This window comes from Pseudomonas sp. B3G-3 (genome assembly GCF_028640915.1).
In the GTDB taxonomy this organism is placed as follows: Bacteria; Pseudomonadota; Gammaproteobacteria; order Pseudomonadales; family Pseudomonadaceae; genus Aquipseudomonas; species Aquipseudomonas chlororaphis_I.
The window spans coordinates 1-20,211 of the sequence record NZ_JAQZAB010000068.1; the positions used below are offsets into that span (position 1 = coordinate 1).

At 61.0% G+C, this 20,211-nt stretch carries 21 protein-coding genes; 6 read left to right on the forward strand and 15 right to left on the reverse strand.

All coding sequences use genetic code 11. The features are described from left to right. Positions 1–58: 58 nt before the first annotated feature. The 6 genes from msrQ to PVZ80_RS06810 form a co-directional block, all read right to left on the reverse strand. Positions 59–679: a protein-methionine-sulfoxide reductase heme-binding subunit MsrQ gene (msrQ, locus tag PVZ80_RS06785; RefSeq protein WP_041989187.1), complete on the reverse strand. Its 621-nt coding sequence runs from the start codon at positions 677–679 to the stop codon at positions 59–61. Then, entirely contained in the window at positions 679–1,692 is a 1,014-nt protein-coding gene (gene msrP / locus PVZ80_RS06790; RefSeq protein WP_038635162.1) for a protein-methionine-sulfoxide reductase catalytic subunit MsrP, read from the reverse strand. Before msrP ends, msrQ begins: the two co-directional genes overlap by 1 nt. Positions 1,693–1,755: 63 nt before the next feature. Beyond that, positions 1,756–2,613 carry a CDP-diacylglycerol--serine O-phosphatidyltransferase gene (pssA, locus tag PVZ80_RS06795; RefSeq protein WP_009050877.1) on the reverse strand — a complete coding sequence of 286 codons (858 nt, stop codon included), beginning with the start codon at positions 2,611–2,613 and terminating at the stop codon, positions 1,756–1,758. Between the two features lie 145 nt (positions 2,614–2,758). Then, positions 2,759–3,775 (reverse strand): ketol-acid reductoisomerase, encoded by a 1,017-nt coding sequence (ilvC, locus tag PVZ80_RS06800; RefSeq protein ID WP_007959661.1) that lies wholly within the window; start codon positions 3,773–3,775, stop codon positions 2,759–2,761. Positions 3,776–3,820: 45 nt separating this feature from the next. Then, positions 3,821–4,312, reverse strand: a complete 492-nt coding sequence (gene ilvN / locus PVZ80_RS06805) for an acetolactate synthase small subunit (RefSeq protein WP_007924620.1) — start codon at positions 4,310–4,312, stop codon at positions 3,821–3,823. Between the two features lie 2 nt (positions 4,313–4,314). Beyond that, entirely contained in the window at positions 4,315–6,039 is a 1,725-nt protein-coding gene (locus tag PVZ80_RS06810) for an acetolactate synthase 3 large subunit (protein WP_007924621.1), read from the reverse strand. A 403-nt stretch (positions 6,040–6,442) separates the two neighbouring features. Between PVZ80_RS06810 and PVZ80_RS06815 the strand changes: the two genes are divergently transcribed. Next, positions 6,443–6,865, forward strand: a complete 423-nt coding sequence (locus PVZ80_RS06815; protein ID WP_273863579.1) for a DUF4124 domain-containing protein — start codon at positions 6,443–6,445, stop codon at positions 6,863–6,865. An 18-nt stretch (positions 6,866–6,883) separates the two neighbouring features. On the opposite strand, the gene PVZ80_RS06820 is transcribed toward PVZ80_RS06815, so the two are convergent. Genes PVZ80_RS06820 through mrcB form a run of 3 tightly spaced genes read right to left on the reverse strand, consistent with a single transcriptional unit; the run spans position 6,884 to position 10,291 of the window. After that, positions 6,884–7,219 carry a YqcC family protein gene (locus PVZ80_RS06820; RefSeq protein ID WP_016703655.1) on the reverse strand — a complete coding sequence of 112 codons (336 nt, stop codon included), beginning with the start codon at positions 7,217–7,219 and terminating at the stop codon, positions 6,884–6,886. Further along, positions 7,219–7,950: a tetratricopeptide repeat protein gene (locus tag PVZ80_RS06825; RefSeq protein WP_016703656.1), complete on the reverse strand. Its 732-nt coding sequence runs from the start codon at positions 7,948–7,950 to the stop codon at positions 7,219–7,221. Before PVZ80_RS06825 ends, PVZ80_RS06820 begins: the two co-directional genes overlap by 1 nt. Positions 7,951–7,966: 16 nt before the next feature. Next, on the reverse strand, positions 7,967–10,291 hold the full coding sequence (gene mrcB, locus PVZ80_RS06830; protein WP_009050881.1) for a penicillin-binding protein 1B: 2,325 nt from the start codon (positions 10,289–10,291) through the stop codon (positions 7,967–7,969). Between the two features lie 117 nt (positions 10,292–10,408). Here mrcB and PVZ80_RS06835 point away from each other — a divergent pair, with 117 nt between their 5' ends. The 4 genes from PVZ80_RS06835 (at position 10,409) to PVZ80_RS06850 (ending at position 13,701) form a co-directional block, all read left to right on the forward strand. After that, on the forward strand, positions 10,409–11,965 hold the full coding sequence (locus PVZ80_RS06835; protein ID WP_053269940.1) for a bifunctional aminoglycoside phosphotransferase/ATP-binding protein: 1,557 nt from the start codon (positions 10,409–10,411) through the stop codon (positions 11,963–11,965). A gap of 90 nt (positions 11,966–12,055) precedes the next feature. Continuing rightward, positions 12,056–12,400 (forward strand): pentapeptide repeat-containing protein, encoded by a 345-nt coding sequence (locus tag PVZ80_RS06840; RefSeq protein WP_009050883.1) that lies wholly within the window; start codon positions 12,056–12,058, stop codon positions 12,398–12,400. Between the two features lie 212 nt (positions 12,401–12,612). Next, positions 12,613–12,885, forward strand: a complete 273-nt coding sequence (locus PVZ80_RS06845) for a TfoX/Sxy family protein (protein WP_009050884.1) — start codon at positions 12,613–12,615, stop codon at positions 12,883–12,885. A gap of 15 nt (positions 12,886–12,900) precedes the next feature. Further along, positions 12,901–13,701 (forward strand): Crp/Fnr family transcriptional regulator, encoded by an 801-nt coding sequence (locus tag PVZ80_RS06850; protein WP_038635168.1) that lies wholly within the window; start codon positions 12,901–12,903, stop codon positions 13,699–13,701. 234 nt (positions 13,702–13,935) lie between these two features. Here the strand turns inward: PVZ80_RS06850 and PVZ80_RS06855 are convergent, their stop codons facing one another. Genes PVZ80_RS06855 through PVZ80_RS06870 form a run of 4 tightly spaced genes read right to left on the reverse strand, consistent with a single transcriptional unit; the run spans position 13,936 to position 17,509 of the window. After that, a complete protein-coding gene (locus tag PVZ80_RS06855) occupies positions 13,936–14,799 on the reverse strand; it encodes a ChaN family lipoprotein (protein ID WP_124302163.1) in 864 nt (287 codons plus the stop codon). A 21-nt stretch (positions 14,800–14,820) separates the two neighbouring features. Next, on the reverse strand, positions 14,821–15,588 hold the full coding sequence (locus PVZ80_RS06860) for a heme ABC transporter ATP-binding protein (protein WP_016703660.1): 768 nt from the start codon (positions 15,586–15,588) through the stop codon (positions 14,821–14,823). Further along, positions 15,588–16,571: a FecCD family ABC transporter permease gene (locus PVZ80_RS06865; protein WP_164486319.1), complete on the reverse strand. Its 984-nt coding sequence runs from the start codon at positions 16,569–16,571 to the stop codon at positions 15,588–15,590. Before PVZ80_RS06865 ends, PVZ80_RS06860 begins: the two co-directional genes overlap by 1 nt. A gap of 50 nt (positions 16,572–16,621) precedes the next feature. Further along, a complete protein-coding gene (locus PVZ80_RS06870) occupies positions 16,622–17,509 on the reverse strand; it encodes a heme/hemin ABC transporter substrate-binding protein (protein WP_016703662.1) in 888 nt (295 codons plus the stop codon). Between the two features lie 213 nt (positions 17,510–17,722). On the opposite strand from PVZ80_RS06870, the gene PVZ80_RS06875 reads away from it, so the two are divergent. Next, positions 17,723–18,040 carry a Rieske (2Fe-2S) protein gene (locus PVZ80_RS06875; protein WP_009050890.1) on the forward strand — a complete coding sequence of 106 codons (318 nt, stop codon included), beginning with the start codon at positions 17,723–17,725 and terminating at the stop codon, positions 18,038–18,040. On the opposite strand, the gene sfsA is transcribed toward PVZ80_RS06875, so the two are convergent. Together sfsA and PVZ80_RS06885 are read right to left on the reverse strand one after the other, a co-directional pair. Next, a complete protein-coding gene (sfsA, locus tag PVZ80_RS06880; protein WP_009050891.1) occupies positions 18,037–18,750 on the reverse strand; it encodes a DNA/RNA nuclease SfsA in 714 nt (237 codons plus the stop codon). The genes PVZ80_RS06875 and sfsA overlap by 4 nt on opposite strands. After that, on the reverse strand, positions 18,750–19,922 hold the full coding sequence (locus PVZ80_RS06885) for a pyridoxal phosphate-dependent aminotransferase (protein WP_009050892.1): 1,173 nt from the start codon (positions 19,920–19,922) through the stop codon (positions 18,750–18,752). Before PVZ80_RS06885 ends, sfsA begins: the two co-directional genes overlap by 1 nt. Between the last annotated feature and the right edge of the window lie 289 nt (positions 19,923–20,211).

A 20,211-nucleotide genomic window follows, 5' to 3' on the forward strand; every position in this document is an offset into this window, starting at 1 on the left:
CGACTGCGCCGGAAGTGGGGCGAATTATAGACTTCCAGAATCTGCCGTCAACCCCTAATTACGCTTTTGTTGCAGAAGATGGTTTTTTCACCATTAAACGGGGGATTCGACGTGTCACCGGCGGCAGCCGCAACAGTAATAACAATGCGCCGATAGAAGCATAGATAGCCCACTCTTTAAGATCGGCTCGAACAATCCAGAGCATATGCAGTAAACCCAGCCCAAGAATGAGATAGACCAACCGATGCAGTTTCTTCCAACGACTGCCCAGGCGACGCTGGCTGTATCTATTGGAAGTCACCGCCAAGGCCAACAACCCGAGGAACCCCAGGCTTCCTACAATAATGTAGGGCCGCTTACGCAACTCCACTCCCAGCTGTGACCAATCGAGCCCGAGGATAAATACGGCGTAGGCACTTAAATGCAGCACCACATAAGCAAAGCACCACAAACCGAGCTGTCGGCGTACCGCGATCCAGCCCGCCCACCCCGTCAGTTTCTGTAGAGGGGTCATGCTCAGGGTGATCAGCAAAAAGATCAGCGTCCCCAACCCCAGACGATCGACCAGCACTTTCCCTGGATCGGGTCCGAGAGCAGAGGCCCAAGCCTGGTACAACCAGAGCAAAGGCCAGATAGCCGCAACGATAAAGACGCCAAGGCGCCAGAGTGGATAGCGCATCAGTAATTCTTCCGCAGATCCAGGCCGGTATATAAAGAAGCGACTTCATCCGCGTAGCCGTTGAACATCTGCGTCTCACGCACATTGGGACTGAACAGGCCGCTAGGCAGGCGACGCTCGCGCGCCTGAGTCCAGCGAGGGTGATCAACCGTAGGATTCACGTTCGCGTAAAAGCCGTACTCATTGGCGGCGATGCTTTGCCAGGTGGTTTTCGGCTGCTCCTCCACCAGACTGATGCGCACGATGGACTTGATGCTCTTGAAGCCGTACTTCCAGGGCACCACCAAACGCAACGGCGCGCCGTTCTGGTTAGGCAGCTCGCGGCCATACATCCCCACGGCCAGAATCGCCAGCGGGTGCATCGCCTCATCCAGGCGCAGGCCTTCTACATAAGGCCAGTCGATCAGGGCAAAACCCGAACGCTGACCGGGCATGCTTTTAGGGTCCTGAAGGGTTTCGAAGCGGATGTATTTGGCCTTCGAAGTTGGCTCGACCTGCTTGAGCAACTCGGAAATCGGGAAACCGATCCAGGGAATCACCATGGACCAGGCCTCGACACAACGCAGCCGGTAGATCCGCTCTTCCAACCGATAAGGCTTCATGAAGTCTTCCAGCGCATAACGCCCTGGTTTACCCACCTCCCCGTCCACCACCACGCTCCAGGGTTCGGTTTTCAGCGCGCCGGCATTGGCAGCCGGGTCGCCCTTGTCGGTACCGAACTCATAGAAGTTGTTGTAGTGGGTGGCGTCCTTGAACGGGGTGATCGCCTCATCCTTGACGTTGACCGCCTGCCATTTTGTTTCCGGCAGTTTTTGCGCAAACCATGACGGTGCCTTGCCAGGCTCGACATCCGGATAGCGCCCCGCGTCTTCGGCACTGGCCCAGCGCGGCAGCGCACAGGCAGCCAGACCGGCAATGGCCCCGCCCAACAGGCTACGACGAGAGACATAAAGGGATTCAGGCGTGACATCCGACTCTTTGCAGTCAGACGACTTGGGGACTTTGATCAACATGGCAACTCCGCAGCATTGGAGGACTGATGCACCAATAGACTGCGGAGTATGGGGGAAATTACATTAAGGCAACGTTTTGCGCCGACGAAGATGCAACAAGTACTGAATCGGGCCAGAGGCCGCGTAGGCGAGGAAAACCAGCAGCAAAATCCGCGGCGGATCACTGAAGACCACGGCGAATACCAAAACCACGGCGAGGATCGCCACGAAAGGTACGCGCCCCTTCAGATCCAGCTCCTTGAAGCTGTTGTACTTGATGTTGCTGACCATCAGCATGCCGGCCGCCGCGACCATCAGCGCCACCAGGAACGACATCTTCGAACCCTGGATACCGTAATCGCTGAATGCCCAGACGATACCGGCCACCACACCCGCCGCGGCCGGACTGGCCAGGCCGATGAAGTAACGCTTGTCGGCAGTACCCACCTGGGTGTTGAAACGGGCCAGACGCAACGCCGCACCAGCTACATAGATGAAGGCGACCATCCAGCCGACCTTGCCCATGTCGCCCAGCGCCCAACCGAAGGCCAGCAAGGCAGGCGCAACGCCGAAGGCAACCATATCGGACAGCGAGTCATACTCAGCGCCAAAAGCGCTCTGGGTATTGGTCATGCGGGCTACGCGCCCGTCCAGGCCATCGAGCACCATGGCGACAAAGATCGCGATGGCCGCGAACGCGAAATACTTGCTCGCTCCTGCCGCGTCACCGGCGCTCAACGCGCTCTGGGCACTCATGGAATTGATGATCGAGTAGAAACCGGCGAACAGGTTCGCGGTGGTGAAGAGGTTCGGCAGCAGATAGATACCACGATGCCGGACTTTACGGCCTTCAGCGTCATGCCCCTCTTCGACATGCTCATCGATGGGTAGCAGGCTATCGGCGTCAGAGGCCTGGTTTGGCTCTTCGGGACGTTCGCTCATGGACATTACCTTGCAACGGTGTGAAAAGTTTCGACGATACCCAGGGTCATGATTGGACCACAAAGGATCCAGCTTTATACCAGAACCTGTCTATCCAAACGAAAAAACGCGGCCTAGGCCGCGTTTTCCCTGACAAGACTCGAACTTAGTTCTTGGCTTTGTCGACGATTTTGTTGGCACCGATCCACGGCATCATCGAACGCAGTTGTTCACCGATGATTTCGATACCGTGAGCGGCGTTGTTACGACGCTTGGCGGTCATCGATGGGTAGCCGGTGGCGCCTTCGCTGATGAACATCTTGGCGTATTCGCCGTCCTGGATGCGCTTCAGAGCGTTGCGCATGGCCTGACGGGATTCGGCGTTGATCACTTCAGGGCCGGTCACGTACTCGCCGTACTCGGCGTTGTTGGAGATCGAGTAGTTCATGTTGGCGATACCGCCTTCGTACATGAGGTCAACGATCAGCTTCAGTTCGTGCAGGCATTCGAAGTAGGCCATTTCTGGCGCGTAGCCAGCTTCGACCAGGGTTTCGAAACCGGCTTTGACCAGCTCGACGGTACCGCCACACAGAACAGCCTGCTCGCCGAACAGGTCGGTTTCAGTCTCGTCCTTGAAGGTGGTCTCGATGATGCCGGTACGGCCGCCGCCCACGCCAGCGGCGTAGGACAGAGCAACGTTCTTGGCGTTGCCGGAAGCGTCCTGGTAGATAGCGATCAGGTCAGGGATACCGCCGCCCTTGACGAACTCGGAACGCACGGTGTGACCCGGGGCCTTCGGCGCGATCATGATCACGTCGAGGTCGGCGCGCGGAACAACCTGGTTGTAGTGGATCGCGAAGCCGTGGGAGAAGGCCAGGGTGGCGCCCTTCTTGATGTTCGGCTCGATTTCGTTCTTGTACAGCTGGGACTGGAACTCGTCCGGGGTCAGGATCATGACCAGGTCGGCGCCGGCAACGGCCGCGGCAACGTCGGTCACTTTCAGGCCATGGGCTTCAGCCTTGGCAACGGTAGCCGAGCCTTTACGCAGGCCAACGGTCACGTCGACGCCGGAGTCTTTCAGGTTGCACGCTTGAGCGTGGCCCTGGGAACCGTAACCGATGATGGCAACTTTCTTGCCCTGGATGATCGAGAGGTCGCAGTCTTTATCGTAGAAAACTTTCATGAATTTCCCCTATATCAGGCCGTTCAGGCCGTTCGCTAATTTGAGTTAGATGCTGAGTACTTTATCGCCACGGGCAATGCCGGTGACGCCACTGCGTACGGTTTCCAGAATCGAGGCGGTGCCGATCGACTGGATGAAACTGTCGAGCTTGTCGCTGGTACCGGTCAATTGAACGGTATACACGCTGGCACTGACGTCGACGATCTGCCCACGGTAAATATCGGTAGTGCGCTTGACCTCGGCGCGCTGGGCGCCGGTGGCCTTGACCTTGACCAGCATCAGCTCGCGCTCGATGTGAGCGCTTTCCGACAGGTCGACCAGCTTGACCACTTCAACCAGCTTGTTCAGGTTCTTGGTGATCTGCTCGATGATTTCATCGTGCCCCACGGTGGTCAGCGTCAGACGCGACAGGGTCGGGTCTTCGGTCGGCGCCACGGTCAGGCTTTCGATGTTGTAGTTGCGCTGCGAAAACAGGCCAACCACACGAGACAAGGCGCCCGGTTCGTTTTCCAGAAGCAAGGAGATAATGTGCCGCATGATTAAGTACGCTCCGTCTTGCTCAGCCACATATCGCGCATGGAGCCGTCTTTGATCTGCATCGGGTAGACGTGCTCGCTGGTATCGACCTGGATGTCGAGGAACACCAGACGATCTTTCATGGCGAATGCTTCTTCCATCTTCGGCTTCAGGTCCTTCAGGTCCGTGACGCGAATGCCCACGTGCCCATAGGCTTCGGCCAGCTTGACGAAATCAGGCAGCGATTCCATGTAGGAATGCGAGTGACGGCTACCGTAGTTCATGTCCTGCCACTGACGCACCATACCCAGCGCACCGTTGTTCAGGTTGATGATCTTGACCGGCAGGTCGTACTGCAGGCAGGTCGACAGTTCCTGAATGTTCATCTGGATACTGCCCTCGCCCGTTACACAGGCAACGTCAGCATCAGGGAAACTCAACTTGACGCCCATGGCCGCAGGGAAACCAAAGCCCATCGTGCCCAGGCCACCGGAGTTGATCCAGCGATTGGGCTTGTTGAACCGGTAGTACTGCGCCGCGAACATCTGGTGCTGACCCACGTCGGAAGTCACATAGGCGTCGCCCTTGGTCACTTCGCAGAGGGTCTCGATCACGGTCTGCGGCTTGATGATGCTGCCATCGCCCTTGTCGTAAGGGAACAGGCCGCGATCACCGCGCCACTCCTCGATCTGCTTCCACCAACTGGCGACTGTGTCCTTGTTCGGGGTTTCACCGATTTCCTTGAGGGCCGCGACCATTTCGGTCAGGACGCTCTCTACCGGACCCACGATCGGCACGTCTGCCTTGATGGTCTTGGAGATGGACGCCGGGTCGATGTCGACGTGGATGATCTTGGCGTTCGGGCAGAATTTCGCCGGGCCGTTGATGACACGGTCGTCGAAACGCGCGCCGACTGCCAGGATCACATCGGCATGGTGCATGGTCAGGTTGGCGGTGTAGCTGCCGTGCATGCCGAGCATGCCGACGAACTGACGATCGGTGCCAGGGTAGGCACCCAAGCCCATCAGGGTATTGGTGACCGGCAGGTTGAGCATTTGTGCCAGTTCGGTCAGCGGCGCGGAGCCACCACCGAGGATCACGCCGCCGCCTGCGTACAGCACAGGACGCTTGGCCGCCAGGAGCATTTCTGCCGCCTTGCGGATTTGCCCGGAATGCCCACGAACAGCCGGGCTGTAGGAGCGCAGCTTCGCTTTTTTAGGGAAAACGTATTCGAACTTTTCAGCCGGATTGGTCATGTCCTTAGGGACATCGACCACGACTGGACCCGGACGACCGGATTGCGCCAGGTAGAACGCCTTCTTCATGACTTCCGGGATTTCCGAAGCGTGCTTGATCATGAAGCTATGCTTCACGATCGGCCGGGAGATACCGATCATGTCGGTTTCCTGGAACGCGTCGGTACCGACCATGGTGCTAGGCACCTGACCGGAAATGATCACCATTGGAATGGAGTCCATATAGGCAGTGGCGATACCGGTGATGGCATTGGTCGCGCCAGGGCCGGAAGTCACCAGTACCACACCGGCCTTGCCGGTGGCACGGGCGTAGCCGTCAGCCATATGGGTAGCCGCTTGCTCGTGACGAACCAGGATGTGGGTCACTTCCGGTTCTTTGAACAGGGCATCGTAGACATGAAGGAGAGCACCACCCGGGTACCCATAGATATATTTGACGCCTTCGTCACGCAAAAAGCGGACGAGCATCTCACCGCCAGATAAAAGCTCCACGTTGTTCACCTCTAAAACGCCAGAATACCGCCCTCTTGAAAGGGGACGGGTCTTAATAGGTTTACTTCTCAGCAGAGCATGAGCGACGGTGGTCGCCGACTACGTCAGCACTGACTGAGCAAGTATTGGGAGTGCCCCAAGTGTTGCGGGGTTTTCCCACCCAGCGCGAGGTAACGCGTTGCGGGTGTAGCAGGTCGGCGCGGATGTGCGCCTCATGTTCTGCCGAGTGGGTCTGCTTCTGGCAGTCCCTCTACAGCGGACTTTGGATTCTTCTGTTTCGCCCTCTGCAAGTCAAGACGTCAATGTGCTTTATTCGAACTAAGCGCATGAGAACGCAAGAAAAAACCTGTAAACCGCGAGTGTCTGCGCTTCAATTGCGCAATCCTGAATAAGGAATTCAAAAATGCGAACCTTCGCCATGACCGCCGGCCTGCTGCTCGCCATGACTCTCCCGTGCCAGGCCGGGCAGATTTACAAATGGGTCGACGCCCAGGGAGTCACCCATTTCGACGCCCAGCCACCCCAAGGCGTGGCCAGCACCGTCATCACCCTGCCGAAAAACCCGAAAGGTGCGTCCCGTACGCCGTCACCCGACAAGCCGGACACCCAGCAACAGGTCATGGACAACCAGGCCAAGCAACAGCTCGCCAGGCAGGAAGCCGAGCGCAGGCGTTTTTGCACACAGGCACGGGCCAGCCTGGCGCAGTTGCAGAACAACCCGCGCCTGAGCGAGAACACAGAGGAGGGAACGCGCCGCCTGACCGAGGAACAGCGTCAGCAGCGCATCGTGGAAACGCAGAAGGCGATAGACAACCACTGCCGCTAGGCAGTGGTTGCAGAGGGTTTAGCGGGTGGCGACGATCAGTTGGTCGAACTCTTTGAGCAGGATCTGCAACTGAAGGTCCCGGCCCTGCATCGGGCGACCGGCGAATACCACTTCGGCCATTTCCTGGATGCCCGAGGCGCTGGGCAGCGGCAGGTCCTGTTCAAGAATCGCCTTCATCCGCGGCAGGAAGATCCACTGCAGCCATTGCTCGAACTCCAGTGTGTCCACGGCAAACGGCTCGATACTGGCCAGGGCCTCGGTGCTCGGTGGGGTGTCATCCCACAACCCCTGCAACCGCAGCTCACGCTCGATCAACAGCAACTGCTCGGCAATCTTTGGAAAACGCGCATCCATCACAGAGACACCTTGGCTTTCTGTCGGGCCTGAGCGGCACCGGCGGCATCGCCCTGTTTCTCGCGCGCCTGGGCGATCAATGCCCACAGGCTGGCCTGCAGGTCAGGACGACCGTTGGCGAAGCTCAGGCCGCGACGGGCAAACTGTTCAGCCTGCGCTGCATCGCCCTGGGCCATGCGTACCTGGGCCAGGCGATACAGCACCTGCGGCTCACGCGGTGCTACACGCTGAGCGCGCTCGAGGCTGGAGGAAGCGCCGTTCAGGTCGCCACTCGCCTGTTGCTGCTGGGCCGTAGTCAACAGTGCCAGCACCGGACCATCCAGTTGCTCATCGGCGGACAGCCCGCCAGAGCTGGCTGAAGGTACTCCGCTCGGCGTCGGCGGCAGGCTGTAGCTGCCCTGATTGATCGGCGCGGACTGGATCGGTGAGGTATCGATAGGTCCAGGCGTGATCGGGCCCGGGGTAATCGGCGCGCTGCTGATTGGCGCGGCAGTGGCCGCAGCCCCGCCCGGCACCATCACCACCACGCCCGAGTCCTGCGGAATACTTTGAGTCTGTGCCTGCGCCGGACGCTTGATGGTCGTCTGACGGAAGCCACCATTGGCCGAAATGCGCTCGCTATTGGACACGGCGGTACCGGAGTCCACCACCGGAATCGAGCCACGCTGCACGCTGGCGCAACCATTGAGCAAAGCCAGAGCTGTAATAGCTGGAATCCACCACTTGTTCACGTCAAACCCTCTTCGCTTAATTCATCCAGCCCTTGACCCAATCCATCACCGACTCGACAGGCGCCGGGACATCGCCGCCGCATGCAGGACCGGGTGGGGGTTCACTGCCGCGAATATACGGCATCTGCACGGCACCCGGACAGTTGGCATCCGAGCCTTGCCCGGTCCGCGAGTCGACCCAGGCCTGCACCACGTTATCCGGTTGCGGCATATCCAATGGCAGCGGGTCGGCCTTGCGCATGAAACTGGTCCAAACCTGCAACGCGCCAGTGGCGCCGGTGAACGGTGTCTTGCCGTTGTCATCACGCCCCAGCCAGACCACCGCCAGCAGATCCTGGCTAAAACCGGCGAACCAGCTGTCGCGGGAATCGTTACTGGTACCAGTCTTGCCCGCCAGCGCCAGGGAACGCGGCAGCACGTTGTAGACCGAGCTGCCGGTACCTTCGCGCATGACGCGCTGCATCGCGCTCTGGATCAGGTAGATCGAACCCGGGTCGAAACGTTGCTGGATCTGGAACGGATAACGCTTCAGCGGCTCGCCTTCGGCGGTCAGCACACTACGGATCCCGCGCATCGGGGTGTTGAAACCGCCGTTGGCCAGGGTCTGGTACATGGTGGCGACTTCCATCGGGCTCAAGCCCCCCGCCCCCAGCAGCATCGAAGGGAACGCCGGGAATTCGCGGGTGACGCCAAGGCGTCCCAGGGTCTTCAGCACGTTCGGCACACCGACTTCCAGGCCCAGGCGCGCGGTCGACAGGTTATAGGAATGGGCCAGCCCCTGATAAAGGAAGACCGTGCCATGGGAACGACGGTCGTAGTTCTGGGGTTTCCACACTTGCCCGTCGCCGCCTTTCACCGAGAAGGCCTCGTCGGAGAGCCAACTGGTCAGGGTGTACTGGCTGGGTTTCTCCAGTGCCGTCAGGTAAACCGCAGGCTTGATCAGGGAGCCGATCGGCCGCACCGCATCCAGCGCCCGGTTGAAACCGGCAAAACCGGCCTGACGGCTGCCGATCATGGCCTGGACTTCGCCGGTTTCCGGATTGGTCACCACCATCGCCGCTTCGACTTCATCCGATCCCTTGCGCCCGGCCAGACGCTTGAAAGTGTCACTGACCGAAGCCTCGGCCTTCATCTGCAGAATCGGGTCGAAACTGGTGAAAATCCGCAGGCCTTCCTCGGTCAAGTCTTCGTCGCGGTAATCCTCACGCAACTGACGCTTCACCAGGTCCAGGAAGCCGGGGAACGAGCTGTCCGCCAGGCTGCCGCGCTTGGTCACGCCCAGCGGCATTTTCTTCGCGGCTTCGACCTGTTCCGGCGTCGCCACACCCTGCTGCGCCAGCAGATCGAGCACCAGGTTACGCCGCTCCAGCGCGCGCTCCGGATAACGTCGCGGGTTGTAATAGGACGGCCCCTTGACCATTCCCACCAGCAAGGCGATCTGATGCAACTTCAGTTCGGCCAGCGGCTGGCTGAAGAAGAACTGGCTGGCCAGGCCGAAACCGTGCACCGCACGCTGGCCGTCCTGACCGATGAAGACCTCGTTGAGGTACGCCTCGAGGATCTCGCGCTTGTCGTAATGCAGCTCAAGCAGCAGGGCCATCATCGCTTCGGTGAGCTTGCGGCTCAGGCTGCGTTCGTTGGTCAGGTAGAAGTTCTTGACCAACTGCTGGGTCAGGGTACTGCCGCCCTGGCGCATGGCACCGGACGAGGTATTGACCCACACCGCCCGGGCGATCGACTTCGGCGACACGCCAAAGTGGCTGTAGAAATCCCGGTCCTCGACCGCCACCAGGGTTTCCAGCAGATAAGGAGGCACCTGATCGATCTTGATCAGGATCCGGTCTTCGAGATTCTTCGGATACAGGCCGCCAATCAGCAGCGGCTCCAGGCGCACCACGGCCAGTTTCGAGCCTTTGCTGCCCGACAGCTCGGCCACGTAGTCGCCGGAGAAACGCACCCGCACCGGTTGCGCCTGCTCCATGCCTTCATAGAACTGGAAACCGCGGGTATTGAGTTCAACGGTGTTACCACTGACCGACGCAGCACCAGGGCCGTTGACCACGCTTTCGCGGCGATAGCCAAGTGCGTCGAGTTCGGTGAGGAAATCGTCCTTGCTGAGCTTCTGTCCGACGAACAGCTCCAGCGGGCGCGCATAGACCTTGGCCGGAATGGTCCAGCGCTTGCCGGAGAATTTCTCCTGGACCACGGCATCGAGATAAACCGCAAAGCCGGCGAGCACCACCAGAGCGACCAGACCGAGCTTCAAGGCCCAGCCCAGCCAGGGGCGCGGGCCACTAGACGGACGTTTTTTAGCGGAACGGGGGGATCGAGTACGAGTCATGGCGGCGGATTATACGCACTTTATTCATAGTCAACAGGAGCCGCCCGAGGTTTGCGTTAGCCCTGTCAGCGGCCATAATGACGCCCTTGAATTTTCCCCGACTCTGAAGGATCGCCTGTGAGCCAATCCCTGATCGCCGCCCTGCAAAACCCGGCCCTCTACCCGCATCCCGTAGACGGATTCCAGGTCATCGAGACCCATATTTCCTGGGTCCTGCTCACCGGCCCCTATGCCTATAAGCTGAAAAAGCCGGTCAACTTCGGCTTTCTCGATTTCACCGGCCTTGAAGCGCGTGGGCACTTCTGCGGTGAAGAGCTGCGTCTCAACCAGCGCCTGACCGATGATTTGTATCTGGAAGTGTTGCCGATCACCGGCACTGTCGACGCGCCGCAGATCGCAGGCGACGGCCCGGTCATCGAATACGCGCTGAAAATGCGCCAGTTCCCGCAAAGCCAACTGCTCAGCACCCTGCAAGCCAATGGCGAACTGACCACCGCGCACATCGACGAAATGGCCCGGCAGATTGCCAGGTTCCACCTCGACGCCCCGCGAGTTCCCGCAGCCCACGTAGCCGGCACCCCGGAAAGCGTAATGGAACCAGTACGTCAGAACTTCGAGCAGATCCGCCCGTTCCTCAGCGACAAGGCCGACCTGCAGCAACTTGAAGCCCTGCAAGCCTGGGCCGAAAGCAGCTTCGAACGCCTCAAGCCGCTCTTCGCCCAGCGCAAGGCCGAGGGCTTCATCCGCGAATGCCACGGCGACATCCATCTGGGTAACGCAACGCTCATCGACGGCAAGGTGGTGATCTTCGATTGCATCGAGTTCAACGAGCCGTTCCGCTTCACTGATGTCTATGCCGACGCCGGCTTCCTCGCCATGGACCTGGAAGACCGCGGCCTGAAATGCCTGGCACGCCGCTTCATCAGCCAGTACCTGGAACAGACCGGTGACTATCAGGGCCTGGAGCTGCTGAATTTCTACAAAGCCTACCGCGCCCTGGTACGGGCCAAGGTCGCCCTGTTCAGCATGCCGGCCGACGCCAGCCCGATGCAGCGCGCCACGGCCCTGCGCCAGTACCGCAACTACGCCAACCTGGCAGAGAGCTACAGCACCATTCCATCGCGTTTCCTGGCGATTACTTCTGGCGTTTCCGCCGTTGGCAAAAGCCATGTGGCCATGCGCCTGGTGGAAGCTTTGGGCGCCGTTCGCCTGCGTTCCGATGTCGAGCGCAAACGCCTGTTCGGCGAGCAGCAGGTACAGAACGATCCGAATGTCGGCATTTATAATGCCCAGGCCAACACCGCGACCTATGACCGCTTGCATGAACTTGCCGGTATCGTCCTGCGCGCCGGTTTCCCGGTGGTCATCGACGCCACCTACCTCAAGCGCGACCAGCGTGATGCTGCGGCCAAGGTTGCCGAAGCGACCGGCACCCCTTGCCTGATCATCGACTGCAACGCCCCGCAGGCCGTCATCGCCAGCTGGCTGGCGCAGCGCCAGGCCGATCGCAACGACCCGTCGGACGCGACCCTGGCCGTGATCGAACAGCAGCAAGCCAATCGCGAAGCCCTGAGCGCCGAAGAAGTACTGCGCAGCAAGCGCGTCGAGACCAATGAAAGCGGGAGCCTCGACGCCCTGGTCGCGAATATTCGCCAGCGTCTCCCAGGCTTGTAATCAACTATTTCAGCCGTGAAACCGCAAAGGCTTCACGGCTGAAAAATAGTGGCACTATACTGGCGTCATAATTCCAGCAGGTGACGCCCCATGAGTCAGCCCAAACTTCTCGACACCCCCCTTTACGCTTTGCTGCACAAAGACGACATCGACGGCTTTAACCGGGAGCGCCCGAAAGACCAGACTGTCGACATGCGCGGCGGCGATTTTCGTGGGCTCGACCTACGTGAACTGAACGCCGACGGCATCGACTTCACCGACGCCTACTTCCGCTCTGCCGACCTGCGCGGCCTCGACCTGCGCAATTCCGCCATGGAAGGCGCCAGCCTGGCCCATGCGCAGATCTCCGGCGCCTACTTTCCACCCGAACTGACCGCCGATGAAATCCTGATGTCCGTCAATTTCGGCACTCGCCTGCGCTACCGCACCAAGTAATCGCCGTTTTTGCTCCAAGGTCCGGCGCTCTCTGCCTTACGCTGGACTTGGCCTGCCTCCTTCCCTCCCCTCCCTCTGCTTCTGACGTACTTTCCTCTGTCGCCTTAGAAGCTTTTGCGCCAAAGCCGACCAAAGAACAGCGCTTTTCCTACTGAGCGCTACACTCCTTTGAGACTTGCCCACGCACCATTCGGCCGTCGCAAGGAGGCTTGATGAATGATGAATTGCAACACCTTAAGAACCTTGGCAAGACGTCGGCACAATGGCTGCATGCGGTGGGCATCCATAGCGCTTCGGACTTGCGCCGCCTGGGGGCGGTGGACGCCTATCGAGCCGTGCGGACCCGAGGTTTTCGAGCCTCGAAGGTGCTGTTGTACGCCATCGAAGGCGCCCTGATGGATGTGCACTGGAATGACATTCCGGCAGAACGCAAGGAAGCACTCAACAAACAGCTGGACGCCATTTCTTCACGCCACAAGAACTGACCTGGCAGGCTTTTCATGTATCTACTGGGGGAACAACCGGCTTACGCCGACGCCTTGATCAATCGGCTGCAAAGCATCCCGCCGCGCCTGCTGGAAGGCCTGCTGCCGTCCGGCGACGTAATGGAAGTGGCCCCTTCCAAGGACCTCTCCAGCAGCCTTGCCGACAGCCAGCTGTTCCTGCTCGAAAGCGGCCAGGTACAAGCCAGTATCGATGAGCGCCCACTGTTTTATCTGCATGAAGGCGATCTGCTCGGGCTACGTCGAGGAGCCGAGTTGCCGCGCTGGCAACTCAGCAGCGAGCAGCCGTTGAGCCTGATCCCCTATCAGCGTTCCGCGGTGTTCCAGCATCTGTATGCCGACGAACAGCGTTCCGAACTGTTTCTGCAGTACCTGATCGGACAAACCGCCCTGCTGTCCGATGCCGTTGCCCGCCTCAAGCAGCCCGAGTTGCGCAACAGCAACGGTTTTCAACGCGTGGCCAAGGGCGAGGTGCTGATCCGCCAGGGCGATGACGCCGATCATGTGTTCGTCATTATCGAAGGGCACGCCGAAGCCTTTGTCGACGGACACAAGGTCGGAGACGTGCCCAAGGACGAGATCTTTGGTGCGATGGCCATTTTCACCGGGGAGAAACGCAACGCCAGCGTGATTGCCAGCGAGCCATGCACCCTGATGCTGATCCCCAAGAGCCAGTTTCTCAGCCTGACCCAGAGCAATCCACGTATCGCCCATAGTCTGATCGAAAGCATGGCGCGGCGAATCGACCTGTTGAACAAGGAAGTCAGCCGCCTGCACAGCCTGAGCACCAACCTTTAAAGCCCCGTACTTACGGGCAATCCAAACGAGCGTTTGGCGGAATTCGCAGAAACAGGAAAAACCTTGTTGACTTGGAAATGAGAATCGTTATTATTATCACAACTGGTCGCGAGATCAGTCGATAACCTGAAAGACCAGTGGTTCGGACTCTCAGATTATCTCCTCATCAGGCTAATCACGGTTATTTGACCCGGCTCTTGCCGGGTCTTTTTTTGCCTGAAAAAAGCCATCCGCCTACTGGCGCATCTCGGCGCAGTAATCCTTCTCCGGCAGCCGCGCGCTGTACCACACATAATCCGCGCTTTGCGGCGATACCTGCGCGCCCTTCTGCGCCAGCATCAGCACCACGGCGCCGTTCGAGGCGCCAAGGTCCTGCAGGTGAACCGGCACCCCGACATCCTTGCGCGCATGAAAGGCCCCGGCAAAAAGCAGCGCCGGCGTCGGTGCCGCCAGCAAGCCCTCAGCCATGCGTCGGTCACGTTGCTGCTGCACCGCCAGCATCGCCGGCATCTGGCTTTCGGGCAGTAGCCCACAATGGGAGTCTCGGACTTGCTGCAACAACTCGTTACGCACCGACGCGGCATTCGAGTGTTCACCACTCAAGGCCGGTGCCTGGCGATAGATAGTGCGAACTTCGGAGCTGTCCAGATTGGCGGCCAGCAATGGATAAGGCTGGAATAACGCATAACGCACGATAGGTCCGTACAATGCCCAGGCCCAACCCGGCGACCAGGCCAGCGCGCCAGGCAGGTCATCAGGCAGCCCCTGCGTCGCCCGGTGTTGACGGAGTGAATCGACCCGCGGTTGCTGGTCCGGCGTGAGCATTTCCAATAGCAGGCTGCCTTGCGCGCGCTGGGTCGCCATCGCCTGCAACAGCCATAGCTGCAAGGCGTGATGTTCGGGGTGGCCATGCTGTTCGCCGACAATCACCCGAGATGCCCGGGACAGACGAATGACCAGCTCCTCCGGGGTCAGGGCCTTTCCACTGCGCAGGTCCAGAATCGCCGCGCTATCAGCCTGGACCGGAAGTTCAGGCATGACCGGCACGCCCTGGCAGGCGCCCAGCAGCAACACACTCAGGATCAATAGCACACGCATCTGGCGTCTCCGCGAATCGCCTCAGCGGGCGATGATCAAAGGGTGGCCGCGCTCGGGATGCGCCTGCACCAACACCTCCAGCCCAAACACGGCCTTGAGCGGTTCGGGCCGCAGCACCTGCGCCGGACTGTCCAGCGAGTGGGGCCGCCCGCCTTCGAGCAGCAACAGGCGATCACAATATCGCGCGGCGAGGTTCAGATCATGCAGGATCACCAGGACCGCGACCCCACGATCGGCAAACTCGCGGATGGCCTGCAAGGTGACATGTTGATGCAAAGGGTCGAGGGCCGAGGTCGGCTCATCGAGCAACAGGGTCTGGCCGGCCGCGCCCGGCCATAGCTGCGCCAACACCCGGGCCAGGTGCACGCGCTGACGTTCGCCGCCCGACAAGGCCACATAGCTGCGACCGTGCAGATGCCCGGCATCCGCCGCTTGCAGGGCTTGCATGACGATCTCGTCATCCCGTGCCCGGCCGCTTTGATAAGGCAGGCGTCCCAGGCCGACGACCTCCTCGACCCGGAAAGCGAACTCGAGTGTCGAACTTTGCGGCAGTACCGCCAGCCTTTGCGCCTTTTGCCCGCCGTCCCATCTGCAGAGTTCGCACTGATCCAGCCAGACCTGGCCGTGATCGGGTTTCAACTCGCCACACAAGGCCGCCAGCAAGGTGCTTTTACCTGCGCCATTGGGGCCCAGCACTCCCAGCACTTCACCGGGCTTGAGTTCAAGGTCGATCCCCTCCAGCACGGTTTTCCTGCCACGGCGCACCGCCAGATTTTCCGCTCGCAGCATCAGGCACGCCCTCGCAACAACAGAAACAAAAAGAAGGGCGCACCGATAAAGGCAGTCACGATGCCGATGGGCAACTCCGCAGGCGCCAGCGCCAGGCGCGCCACCAGATCGGCCAGCAACAGCAGGCTGGCGCCGGCCAGTATCGACGCTGGCAACAAGGTCCGGTGGTCAGGCCCCGCCAGCAGGCGCACCAGATGGGGTACCACCAGCCCGACAAAGCCGATCAGCCCGGCAGCGGCGACAGCCGCACCGACCCCCAGCGCAGTACAGAACACCAGTTCTCGCTTCAGCCGTTCGACATCGATCCCCAGGTGACCGGCCTCGGACTCGCCCAGCAGCAAGGCATTCAAGGCCTTGGCCCGGCGTGGCAGCCACAGTGCCACAGCCGCGCTGACCAGCAGCAGTGGCCACAATCTCGAATAACTGGCGCCGTTGAGACTGCCCAGGTTCCAGAACGTCAGGGTACGCAAGGTCGCATCGTCGGCCAGGTAGGTGAACAGGCCCACCGCCGAGCTGGCCAGCGCCGTCAACGCAATCCCGGCCAACAGCATGGTCGCCACATGGGTCTGGCCGTTGCGCCGCCCCAGGCGGTAGACCAGCCACGCCACCACCAGACCACCGAGAAAGGCGCAGAACGACAGCAGGTAAGGACCGATCGCTTCCGGCACGCCGCCCAGCAGCGAGCCACCGACGATGGCAAAGGCCGCGCCCAGCGCCGCGCCACTCGAGACGCCTACCAGCCCCGGGTCGGCCAAGGGATTGCGAAACAGCCCTTGCATCGCCACGCCGGACAGCGCCAGGACGCCCCCTACCGCCAACCCCAGCAAGGTGCGAGGCAAGCGAATCTGCCCGAGGATCAGTTCGGCCTGCTCCAGCCCCTGCCCCTCAATGGGCAAGCCCAGCAAACGCAGGGCGGCGCGCAGGGTATCGAGCAGCGGCAGGCTGACCGGCCCGAGCGCCAGGGACAACCAGATCGCCAACAGGCACAGCAGGCTCAGGCCAATGAACAACGCACGGGGTTTAAGCAAAGGGGTCATTGGGCGGTGCTGGCCTGGCCCGGCGCGGCTGGGTAGAAATCAGCTGACAGCCTTTTCAGGTTCTGGGGCAAGCGTGGCCCCAGGCCTCCCACCAGCAAGGTCGGATCAATCTCGAAGACCCGGCCGGCCTTCGCCGCACCGCTGGCGGCAAGGATCGGGTTTTCCTTGAACAGCGCGGCGCGGGCCGCCTCGCCGCTCAGGCTGCGATCGGCAAACACCAGCACCTCGGGGTTGAGTTCGGCCAACGACTCCGTGGAAAAGGGTTTGTACCCCGTGTGGGTGGCAAGATTGCGTCCACCCGCCTGCTGCAATAGCCAGTCGGCAGCGGTGTCCTTGCCGGCAATCAGAGGTTTGCCACCCGCATGCCCGAGCAACAGCAGCACACCCGGCGCCGCCTGCTTTTTCCGGGCCTGGCTGACCCAGGCCTGCTGCTGATCCAGTTGCTGCTTATATTGCTCGAACAGTTGCGTCGCCTTGTCTTCGCTACCCAATAGCTTGCCCAGATGCTGCAGATTGCCCTGCAGGGTCGGCAGGTCGGCCTGGGCCGAGAACAGCTCGACCTGCACCCCGGCGCTGCGCACCTGCGAGAGCACCGGTGGTGGCCCCATCTCTTCGGTGCCCAGCAGAATCTGCGGACGCAGGCTGAGAATGCCTTCCGCCGACAGCTGGCGCTGATAACCGATGCTCGGCAGCTTCTTCAGGGACTCGGGATGCTGGCTGGTGGTGTCCACGCCCACCAGCTTCGACTCGGCGCCCAGCGCGCTCACCCATTCGGACAAGGCGCCACCGGCGCTCACCCAGCGTTGTGGCAACTCGGCCGCCACAGCGGCATGGCTGGCCAGAAGTCCGACACAGAGCGCGATTGCGCGGGCACTCGAACGCATAAAGGTATTCCTTCAGAGAGTGGGCCCACGGAAGCCGCCGTGCATGTGACATGCCCTGCAACCCAGGCATCGAAATGAGCAAGCGCCCCACAGGCGAAGCGGCCATTTGATAATTGTTTGCATTTGACCGTCAAGCACAGACATGTTTCATCAAGCGCCCGCAGGAAAACTGTGACAGCCTGAGCCCAGAGCCGTCGGTTACCGAGGATAGACATGAAGTTTCTTTGCCCCCCCGGCGATCTGCCGGAGGCTTCCAGCCGAGGTTTCAACCTCGAAGGCCAGCCACTTTTCGCGGTGCGCCGCGATCGAAAGGTCTACGTCTACACCAACCGCTGCCCCCATCGCGGGGTCGCCCTGGAGTGGCAGCCCGATCAGTTCCTCGATCCCAGCGCCAGCCTGATTCAGTGCGCCACCCACGGCGCGCTGTTTCTGATCGAAAACGGCGAATGCGTGGCCGGCCCTTGTGCCGGGCAGTCCCTGACGGCCATCCCCTGTCGGGAAGACAGCCAGGGCATCTGGGTTCAGATCTAGCCGTTGAGCAATACGTCCAGACGACGGTCGATACACACTTCCTCGGCAGTCAAGCGTACCCCATAGGCCAGTACCTCGACCCCGGACGCTACCGCCTCACGCAGCGCCGCGGCATAACCGGGGTCGATCTCTTCGGCCGGCCGCACCGCCTCGACACCCGACAGGTTGACGCAATACAACTGCACCGCCCGGATACCGTCACGCGCCAGGCAGGCCAACTCCCGCAAATGCTTGGCGCCACGCTGGGTCACCGCATCCGGAAACGCCGCGACCGCGGAGCCGTCGAAGCCCAGGGTGACGCTTTTGACCTCGACAAACGCCGGGACGTCCAAATAGTCCAGGCGAAAGTCGATACGGCTGTTTTCCTGGCCGTAGGACACTTCCCGCTTGAGCGCGGTAAAACCGTTCAACTCAGTGATCACCCCGGCGCGCAAGGCTTCTTCCACCAGCGTGTTGGCCCGCGCCGTGTTGACGCAAGCCAGCCGGCCCTGGGGCGTCTCGCTGATTTCCCAGGTCCCGGGCAATTTGCGCTTGGGGTCATTGGAACGGCTGAACCAGACCTGCCCGCCCTCGACCATGCAATTGAACATGGAACCGGTGTTGGGGCAGTGAATGGTCAGCAACTCGCCGCCAATGGTCTCGATATCGGCGAGAAAGCGCTTGTAACGACGCACCAGGCGACCTTCTTCGAGGGGAGGATGAAAACGCATCAGCCTTGCCAGCTCCGCAGGCCACGGGCAATCCGCTCCACCGCTTCCTGCAGGCGCGGCAGGCTCTGGGTGTAAGCGAACCGGACGTGGTGCCCGGCCTGATGGCGACCGAAATCCAGCCCCGGGGTAAAGGCAATGTGTTCGGTTTCAAGAAAGTGCCGGCAGAAGGCAAAGGCATCGCCGCCGAAGGCGCTGATATCGGCATACAGGTAGAACGCCCCTTCCGGCTCCACGGCGATGCCAAAACCCAGCTCGCGCAAGGCTGGCAGGAGGAAGTCGCGACGCCGCTGAAACTCGTTGCGGCGCTCTTCCAGGATACTGATGGTGCCTGGCTCGAAGCAGGCCAGAGCGGCGTACTGGGCCATACTCGGGGCACTGATATAGAGGTTCTGCGCCAGTTTCTCCAACTCGCCGACCGCCGCCTGCGGCGCCACCAGCCAACCCAGGCGCCAGCCGGTCATGCCGAAATATTTGGAAAAGCTATTCAGGACAAAGGCGCCGTCATCGACTTCCAGCACGCTGGCGGCATCGCAGCCGTAGGTCAGGCCGTGGTAGATCTCGTCCACCACCAGATGGCCATTACGCGCCTTCACCGCGGCCGACAGCCCCGCCAGCTCGTCACGGGTGAGCAAGGTGCCGGTCGGGTTGGCTGGCGATGCCACCAGGGCGCCGACGCTGTCCTGATCCCAGTAACGCTCCAGCAGATCCGGCGTCAGCTGATAACGCACGTCCGGTCCGACCGGCACCAACTGCGCCGCACCTTCCACCAGGCGCAGGAAGTGCCGGTTGCAGGGGTAGCCCGGGTCCGCCAACAGCCAGTGCTTGCCTGGGTCGACCAGCAGGCTGCTGGCCAGCAGCAGCGCACCGGAACCACCGGGCGTGATCATGATGCGCTCGGGGTCGATGTCCAGCCCGTAGCGTTGCCGATAGAAACCGGAGATGGCCGTGCGCAACTCGGGAATCCCGCGGGCGGCGGTGTAGCGAGTCTTGCCCGCCTCCAGCGCGGCCTGCCCGGCCTTGATGATCGGCTCAGCCGTGGTGAAGTCCGGTTCACCGATTTCCAGGTGAATCACATCGTGCCCGGCCGCTTGCAGCTCATTGGCACGGGCCAGCAGGGCCATCACGTGGAAAGGTTCGATAGCGCGGCTGCGCGCACTGTAGGGCTGAGCCATTAGCCTTCCTTCATTGAAGTGAGCAAAAAAAAGATTCTACCCAACCCCGGGGACAAGGGAGAGCCCAAAGCCTTCAAGCACCTGCCATCCCCCCTGTAAAGAAGACGGACACTAGGCCCAGGCTTGGCTAAAATCATTAATTGACCAGGCCCCCGAACTGACCAGGCCAGACGGCATCGACCTTTGCAAGCGCCGTGGGACGCGGGCTCGACAACCGGGAGTAGCGCCGTCCGATTTGATCTGGTAAGTTCGCCCGCTTGCAGTCGCAGGGCCGGCATGTGTCGGTGAT